Raw genomic sequence first — 7,913 nt, forward strand, 5'->3', positions numbered from 1 at the left:
ATTTAAGCACTATTTTTTGTATTATCCGGCTTGTTGATCCAGACCTCTTTAGGCAGAGGTGGATGTTGCGGCATCTTATTTTTGAACCTGATTGGATTTTTCAGATATGCCTCGTAAAGCACTTGATTCCTGAAGGCGATGACCTGTTCGGCCTGTCCGTGATGAACCTGTGATGGGTTTAAAAGGCTTATGCCCCCATGTTTATGTTCATAGTTGTACCAAGGGAAAAACTCTCGTCCAAAAGAACGTGCATCCTGGATTGAGCCGAATCTTTCAGGGAACTTTGGACAATACTTTACTGTCTTGAACTGGGCCTCTGAATACGGATTGTCATTACTGTTGTACGGCCTTGAATGGGACTTGGTTATCCCAAGATCAGCCATAAGTTCTGCTACCAATTTAGCTTTCATACTTGACCCACGGTCAGCATGAATGATTAGCTGATCCTTGATAATGCCTTGTTTATCACAGGTTTCAGCAATGAACTGCTCAGCCAGGGATGCATTTTCGGCCTCTGCAACCATCCATCCCGGAACGTAGCGACTGAAGATATCCAGGATCACGAAGAGGTAATAATACGTCCATTTTCTTGGCCCCTTAAGCTTGGTGATATCCCAGGACCAGACTTGATTTGGTCCTGTGACTAAAAGTTCTGGTTTAACATAATGTGTCCGGCTGACATGTTTTCTTCGTTCTTTGACTTCCTGGTGTTTATCCAGAATTCTGTACATGGTCCGTATCGAGCACAGATATTGTTGTTCATCCAGGAGCGTGGCATAGACCTCTGCAGGCGCAAGATCCTGAAAACGTTCAGAATGCAAGGTATCAAGGACCACCTGCTCCTCTTGTTCACTAAGAGCCAGAGGTGGTTCTGGTCTTTGCTCTGTGGTTTTCTCAGGTCCAAAGAACCTGTAAAAAGAAGCTCTTGGGACCTGCAAAGCATCACAGGCATCTTTAGTGCTGCCTATGGCTTGGCTTAACTCCATGGCGGCGTTCATGCTTTGCTCCCGATGCCCATAAGTTCCAGTATCTCTGAAGTTTTTTTTGAACCTGGATTATGGTCTCAGCTTTCTTCAGTTCTTTTTTAAGCTTGGTATTTTCCAGTTCAAGTTCCCGGACACGCTTTTCTTCTTGCTTGTTCTTTGATTCTTTTGGACCACGTTTTCCGGATAACCCTTGAAAGGCCCCCTGTTCTCTTTGCTTGCGCCACCTGCTGATTGTTGAATAGTAGAGGCCTTCTTTGCGCAGAAAGGCCCCAATCTGGCCTTGTTCGGACAATTGATCAACCTGGTCAAGGATACGAAGCTTATACTTTGTGGTATAATACCTGCGCTTTTTCTTTGGTAAAACTTCAGGATTAGCTTGGCCGATCCGCCCTTCCCCCTCCCGGGAGGGGGAAGGGTCCTCAACTGACTTGAGATTCAATCCACTGCCGACATTGTGTTCTTTTGTTGTATACATCATGTGATTCACCTTATCCGCCCTTGCTTAATTATTCAAGTGGTCGGTGTCTCACTTTCATTGGCACAGAGGACAGTTCTATTTCGTTGATGTGCTTGGATTCGCCCTTATGGGCAACCATTTCTTATGTGGAGCTCCACATAAGATGTGTTATGTGAAGTCCTGAATTATGTGAAGTAGTTGTTCATAATCATTGTCTTCCCCATATTTTTTCATCCTATCTTAAATAATTTACTCCACATAATTCAAGCGATTTTTCAACTGATCGAGCCAATCCAAAATATCCGGCTTTTGCCAGGGAGTTTCAGCGCTAGCGGAAGGACTTTCAAGATTATCAAGCATCTTGCGTTTCATCTCCATGTCGATTTCTACATAAATATGGGTTGTATTAATGTCGACATGACCAAGCCAGTAGCTGATCATATTAATGTCATTACCAGCTCTTAATAGATGCATTGCTGTTGTATGTCGGATCATGTGAGGGGTGACAACAGGCATTGATGGCAGTTTTTCTTGCGCTAATAGTCCATACTTCCTGACCAAGTAACGAATTCCAAAACGAGAAACAGGTAGCCCGTTGCTGTTAAGAAAAACAGAATTCGTATTTATGTGCTTAGGACTACGCGTTTTGATATAGTTTTTAAGTGCAAGCACTGTTTCTGGCCATAAGGGAAAGCTTCTTTCCTTTTTCCCCTTGGCCATAAGCTTAACCTGGGCTGAACCATTAAGCTGTAAATCATTGAGCTTAATTCCGGCAATTTCACTAACCCGGGCTCCAGTGTTATACAGCAATAGCAGCAGAGCTTGATCCCTGGTTCCGTTTGAAGAGTTGATATCCACAGCGTTCAGCATGGCCTGCATTTCCTTTTCTTCGAGATACTGAATAAGCCGGTATTTAGTCCTTTTCAGAGGAATGGATTGGATCTGCTGGCACTGAATTATCAAAACAGGTTCTTCTCGGCTAATAAAGGCAAATAGGCTTTTAATCGCTGCAAGTCTGGCATTACGTGTTCTTGAAGAGCATTTTTTGGTCATCTCCAGGCAGTCTAAAAATTTAAGCACACAAGATTCATTGATATCCTCAACATATAATTCAGCTACAGATTTGTTAAGGATGTCTGCTGCGTAACAAAGCAGAAGCTTTACTGCATCGCGATAAGCCAGAATAGTGTTGCTTGACAGGCCTTTCTGAGTTGGCAGATAATGAGAAAAGTACTTTTTTATAAATGATCCAATTGGATAATTCATGATATTCTCCCTTGGTTATAGACCTCATTAAAAAAATAATTGTGAAAACGGCTATTGACTTCGCCGAGCAATTCAGCTGTTGGCTTCAAGTAAACGTGTGTTGAGCTGATATCAACGTGCCCCATGTAAGTGGCCAATCCTGGAAGTCTGGCATTAACGTTCTGTCCATCCCTGTACCAAAGCAACAGGCGGTGTACGGCAAAAGTGTGTCTAAGGTCATGTATTCGCGGAGAATGATGGTTTTTGGAAGGAATACAGCACTTCTTAAGCAAGGCCTTAAATGTACAGTTGATTGTGTTATAATTTACACGGGAGAGGCGCTGATTGATAAATAAAGGTGAATCTGCAGGCTGAGGTTTGATCCCAAGCCGGTTCTCCCGATATATTTGTAAGGCTTTGCATGTTGAAACGCTTAGGTTTATGAAGCGACTTTTACGAAATTTACTTTCTGCTACATAAATCCATTTATCTATATAGTTGAAGTCTTCCAGGTTCAGGGCGATCACTTCCGAGATACGCATTCCGGTACTATAAAGGAGCCCTATCAAAGTAGAATATGTTTTTGGTCTTAAAGAATTGAGGGGGGGCAGGTTAGAGGCAGCAGACAATAAAGAGCATATTTCTTCGTGGCTGAAGATATATGGGGAGTAAGCTCTTTTTGAGGATGTCATTTTTATCGAATCAGGGATATAGCTTTGGGGATTGCGTAAGGCGATATGTTTGCAGACTTGACGGACTACGCTGAATCTATTTTCTTGAGATCGTGGTGATAGCTGAGAGAGAGTACTCAGATAGTTGTCGATTACCTGCCTTGTAATACACGGATTTTTAATATTTTGTTCGCTGAGAAATTTATCAAAATACCACAGAAGACGGGATTGCGATTTATAATCAGTGCCAGACAGGCAGCGCAAACTGATAAAACGTTCTATTTCTTTGGCCACGCAACTGGAAAAATTGAAAGTATTCATAATTGTTCCTCCGTGGGCCATTCCAGAGCAACTTGTTTCAGTGTGTTGAAATCGACCTTGGTATAAATAAAAGTCGTGGAGAGATGTCGGTGGCCAAGAATATCGGCTATATCCTTGACGGCATGCCCATTGTTTATCAAGCGAGTGGCCAAGCCATGCCTGAATGCATGAGCGCCTTGACTGTGAATTTTTATATCTGCCGCCCTGATTCGGCGGTCTACAATGGCGGAAAGAGCATTTGAGTGAATAAAAGGACGATAAGGCGCTCTGGATGTCAAAAAGACTTCAGGAAACATGCAAGTCGGACGGGCTTTTTGAAGGTAGTTTATCAGGCTCTGGCCAACATTTGAGGTCAAAGGCAAAAGTATATCTTTGCCATTCTTCAAGGCCCTGAAGAGGATCTGGTTATTCTGCCAGTGGATATCTTCAAGGCTTAAGGCCCGTATCTGCCCGCCACGGACACCATAGGTGCTAAGGAGTTGCAGAATAGCATAGTCCCTAAGACCGACAAAATTGCTGCGATCAATCGCATCAAGTACTTTTTGTGCTTGGCTTTCAGTCAGGCCACGAGGCACTGTGGATAATTTATAAGTACGTAAAGTAGGAACAGCCTGATCAAGCTGTTGGTCAATGTACTTTTTTTGAAAACAAAACCTTAAAAAGGTGCGTAAGGCGGATTGCATTGACCGACGTGCTGCTCGGCCAATATCTTTACGCTGAGAATAAATAAGAAAAAATTCCTCGATTATGTCAACATTGATTCCTACCAAGCTTGCCGAAATTTTTTTTGTGCCAAGCCAATCAAGGAATTGTCTGATACCGTGCTCTCGAATTTTCAAAGTACCTGAAGAAGCATGCTGATGATCACGCATCCAGTTCAGGTAGGCTCGAAGGATATCCTGAAATGGATAATGATTATCTTGGCGCTCAAAGAGGTCACTTTTATCAAGGTAGTCAATGAATCTATTAATTGAATGTCTGACATCAAGGAGATGCTTTTCAACAGAACTGCGGTGACGACAAGATATGGCATATTCCTGATAGAATAACTCAACCTCTTTGGTTGTGATCTTATCTCTATGTTTAGGATTTACAGCATGCAAATATGCAGCTAAGTGAGATAGGTAGCCTAAATGTTTTTGAGTAGTATAATGACTGAATCCGCTCTTCAGGAGAAAATCAAGAAAGCCTTCTACAAATGTTGCCAAGGGACCATTTTGTAGTCTGCTGACTGACTGCGGACAACAAAAAAAAGCTTCCAATGCCATAATGACCTCCTTTTCCCCGTTTTTCAGGGAATATAGGTCATCTTAATAGCATTGGATTATGTGTAGTGATATTGAAATGTTGACTGGAAAAAGGCTGGATTTAAGAAGGTTTAAATAGGAAGAGGAAGTCAACTTCACATAATTCAGGACTTCACATAACATTTCCACCTGGTAATCCGCATGTACCCTGAATCCGAGCCTTCGGATGATGAAATCAAGAAGAGGCTGCAGAAGTATTATGGTGATGAGCTTAGTGTGACCGGGGTGCTTGTTTCAGACTACCGCAAGAGGCTGACCAACCTGGGGGCTTATGTGAAGGATATCAAGCAGGGATTTACCAGGTATTTCAATAAAAAATATGGCCGGAGGGGTTTCTTCTGGGGAGACAGGTTTAAAAGTATGATTGTCCAGGATGGTTTGAGGCTGGTTAATCTTCTGGCTTATGTGGACTTAAATCCCATCCGGGCCGGGATCGTGAAGAAACCCGAAGATTACCGCTGGTGTTCTTTAGGTTATCATACCCAGACCGGGAACAAAGACGGCCTGCTGTCCATAGACTTTGGGATGAAGGAATGGAACGAGTTTGATCCCAAGGAGATTGTCCGCAAATACAGACAGTTTGTATATGAGACAGGGGCTGTTGATGCTGGAAAAGGTAAGGTCATGGACAAAAAGACAGTTGAGAAAGCCAGAAAGAAGGGTTATAAGATTTCCAGGATCGAGCGCTTCAGGTATAGGTGCCGGTATTTTACCGATTCAGGGGTAATTGGCGGGAAAAACTTTGTGCAGGAACTCTTTGATCAGGTAAAGCACCTGCTGGGGTCAAAGGACGAACGGAAATTTACTCCCATTGGCGGAATTGAGGATGTTTTTTCTATGAAGAGATTGGGTAATTCTTGAGATGAACTTTTAGCACCACATGCCCATTTTTTTCCTCCTGCCTTAAGGGTGGGAACATTTTACAGTCTAACTGTGTTGAAAAATCTCATAGCAGTATGGAGGGAAACGAATGGGTATTAACAATCTCAGAATGGAGGAAAAAGTGACAAGCGCTAACAACGGGCACCGGGGACAGACACTTTTGCCGACCTTAAACCCTAAAACGACCGGACTATCTAGCGGCAAAAGAGCCAGTCCCCTTGCAGCTAAAAAAGTGTCGCTGTAGTGCTAAACATAAAATAAATCAATTGATGCAATGAAAGGCTCATTCTGAAAAATTTCTTTAAGGACTGCCAATGCCCACAATAAGCATGTTTTACGGAATAATTGTTTACATTTTTTATGAGGACAACCTCAGGCACAATCTCCCTCATATACATGTGCGCTATCAAGGAAACAAGGCTGCAATTTCTATTGAAGATGGTCTAATATTAGCGGGTAAGTTTCCTCCAAAACAACTTAAGCTGGTACAGGCATGGATTGAGATTCACCATGATGAATTAATGGCTAACTGGGAGCTTGCCGTAAATGGTGAAGAACCATTTAGAATCTCCCCTCTACAATAGAGAGGTGCACTATGAATGAATTGCTGGATGTAATAAAAGTGAATGTAAATAATAATTTTCAACTAAAATTGGAGTTTGAAAATGGAGAAACGCGACTCTTCGACATGAAGCCTTTTCTTAAGAAAAAGCCATTTATTACTTTACAAAAAGAGGCAATATTTGAGTGTGCAACTGTCAGACATGGAACCGTTGTATGGCCTGGAAACATCGATATAGCTCCAGAAACCCTTTATGATTATTCTCAACCTCTTCAGTCCTGATTTCCTGTCTACTATGGTGCGCCTGCAAAAATAATTTTGCAGGCAGTGTTAAGTTTTCATCAGCATTCATGTTGAGGTACAGGGAGGCCCTGAAGAGTTTTTTACGCAGCGGATATTCACCTGCCATTATCGTTTGCTTGATCGTTATGCCCGGCCGTTGGCCAGTCTTGCTGTGCTGGCAGATGATAATATCGGATGGAGGCCTGACAGTTTTGGTTATGAAGTTTTTGGCTGCCGCATGAGACTGGATTTTCCAGTGGTTAAGCTTCTGGACTGGGAACCTGAGTTGGAGCATCTTCTGGAATCTGACAATGCTTTTGCTCTGGTAACCGCAGCCCATCTGCTGACAAGGCAGACCCGAAATAAGCCAATGGAACGCTACGCTGCCAAGATAAGGCTCATCCGGATTCTGTTTGTTAGAGGCTGGGAACGCAAGAGGATTCTGGATCTGTTTTCAGTTCTGGACTGGCTGATTCGCTTACCAGATAATCTTGAGACACAAATATTTGAAGATATACGCCAAATCGAGGAGGAGAATAAAGTGCAATACGTGACAAGTATAGAAAGAATAGCCATGGAAAAAGGAATGCAACAGGGAATGCAACAGGGAAGGCAACAAAGCAGGCAGCTGGGCAGGCAGGAGGAGATATTAGAAGGCATTGAAGACCTCATGGAAGTTAACTTTGGAGAAAATGGTCTGCGTCTGATCCCTGAAATCAGCCGAATTAAAAGCCTTGAGAGGTTAAGCGAAATCAAAAAGATTATAAAAGACACCAAGACCATAGATGAAGTGAAACAAAAGATTGTGCAGTAATAATCAGCAGTATACTCATTTACCCTTGTCATTCCCATGGAATCATCTTTACATTTCGCGTCAAACGCGAAATGTAAAGATGATTGAAGAAAACCGCAGGAGCAATGTCATAATAGTGCCGCTTAACTGTCCAGCACTTGGGGCCAGTTCAAAATTAATGGCTAATTGGGAACTTGCTCAAACCAGGACCAAAATATGAAAAAACTGCCCATAGGAATTCAAACCTTTGAGAAGCTGATTACCAACAATAATTATTATGTTGATAAGACCAGCTTTATCAAACAATTGACCCAGGAAGGAGAATATTATTTTCTTTCCCGGCCGCGCAGGTTTGGCAAAAGTCTGCTTATAAGTACCATCAAGGCTGCCTTTCAGGGTAAAAAGGA

Annotated in this window: 8 protein-coding genes and 1 pseudogene; 5 read left to right on the plus strand and 4 right to left on the minus strand. The window is 42.6% G+C overall.

The window, feature by feature from the left end; translation table 11 throughout:
• Positions 1-2 precede the first annotated feature (2 nt).
• The 4 genes from LZ23_RS10810 to LZ23_RS10830 form a co-directional block, all read right to left on the minus strand.
• Positions 3-1,371, minus strand: a protein-coding gene (locus LZ23_RS10810; RefSeq protein WP_157493195.1) for an IS3 family transposase whose coding sequence is annotated in 2 segments (ribosomal slippage) — positions 3-1,038 and positions 1,037-1,371 — 1,371 coding nt in all. Because the reading frame shifts where the segments join, the coding sequence is not laid out codon by codon here.
• A gap of 321 nt (positions 1,372-1,692) precedes the next feature.
• Positions 1,693-2,709: a tyrosine-type recombinase/integrase gene (locus LZ23_RS10820; protein ID WP_045214085.1), complete on the minus strand. Its 1,017-nt coding sequence runs from the start codon at positions 2,707-2,709 to the stop codon at positions 1,693-1,695.
• Positions 2,706-3,680 carry a tyrosine-type recombinase/integrase gene (locus LZ23_RS10825; RefSeq protein ID WP_052507315.1) on the minus strand — a complete coding sequence of 325 codons (975 nt, stop codon included), beginning with the start codon at positions 3,678-3,680 and terminating at the stop codon, positions 2,706-2,708. The genes LZ23_RS10820 and LZ23_RS10825 overlap by 4 nt, the downstream gene beginning before the upstream one ends.
• On the minus strand, positions 3,677-4,942 hold the full coding sequence (locus LZ23_RS10830) for a site-specific integrase (protein WP_198145967.1): 1,266 nt from the start codon (positions 4,940-4,942) through the stop codon (positions 3,677-3,679). The genes LZ23_RS10825 and LZ23_RS10830 overlap by 4 nt, the downstream gene beginning before the upstream one ends.
• 165 nt (positions 4,943-5,107) lie before the next feature.
• On the opposite strand from LZ23_RS10830, the pseudogene LZ23_RS22610 reads away from it, so the two are divergent.
• The 5 genes and pseudogenes from LZ23_RS22610 to LZ23_RS10855 all read left to right on the plus strand — a co-directional run.
• A pseudogene (locus LZ23_RS22610) lies at positions 5,108-5,848 on the plus strand (transposase); the annotation flags it as partial.
• Between the two features lie 335 nt (positions 5,849-6,183).
• Positions 6,184-6,453 carry a DUF4160 domain-containing protein gene (locus LZ23_RS10840; protein WP_045214088.1) on the plus strand — a complete coding sequence of 90 codons (270 nt, stop codon included), beginning with the start codon at positions 6,184-6,186 and terminating at the stop codon, positions 6,451-6,453.
• 11 nt (positions 6,454-6,464) lie between these two features.
• A complete protein-coding gene (locus LZ23_RS10845) occupies positions 6,465-6,713 on the plus strand; it encodes a DUF2442 domain-containing protein (RefSeq protein ID WP_045214090.1) in 249 nt (82 codons plus the stop codon).
• 133 nt (positions 6,714-6,846) lie between these two features.
• Positions 6,847-7,527 (plus strand): hypothetical protein, encoded by a 681-nt coding sequence (locus LZ23_RS10850; RefSeq protein ID WP_052507317.1) that lies wholly within the window; start codon positions 6,847-6,849, stop codon positions 7,525-7,527.
• A gap of 195 nt (positions 7,528-7,722) precedes the next feature.
• A partial coding sequence (locus tag LZ23_RS10855; protein ID WP_045214092.1) for an AAA family ATPase occupies positions 7,723-7,913 on the plus strand: 191 nt, incomplete at its 3' end.

The organism is Desulfonatronovibrio magnus, from assembly GCF_000934755.1.
GTDB classification, from domain to species: Bacteria; Desulfobacterota; Desulfovibrionia; order Desulfovibrionales; family Desulfonatronovibrionaceae; genus Desulfonatronovibrio; species Desulfonatronovibrio magnus.

Bases quoted from the DNA above. Each gene is read 5' to 3' on its own strand.
- LZ23_RS10820 (WP_045214085.1), bottom strand. From the start codon at position 2,709: ATGAATTATCCAATTGGATCATTTATAAAAAAGTACTTTTCTCATTAT.
- LZ23_RS10825 (WP_052507315.1), bottom strand. From the start codon at position 3,680: ATGAATACTTTCAATTTTTCCAGTTGCGTGGCCAAAGAAATAGAACGT.
- LZ23_RS10840 (WP_045214088.1), top strand. From the start codon at position 6,184: ATGCCCACAATAAGCATGTTTTACGGAATAATTGTTTACATTTTTTAT.
- LZ23_RS10845 (WP_045214090.1), top strand. From the start codon at position 6,465: ATGAATGAATTGCTGGATGTAATAAAAGTGAATGTAAATAATAATTTT.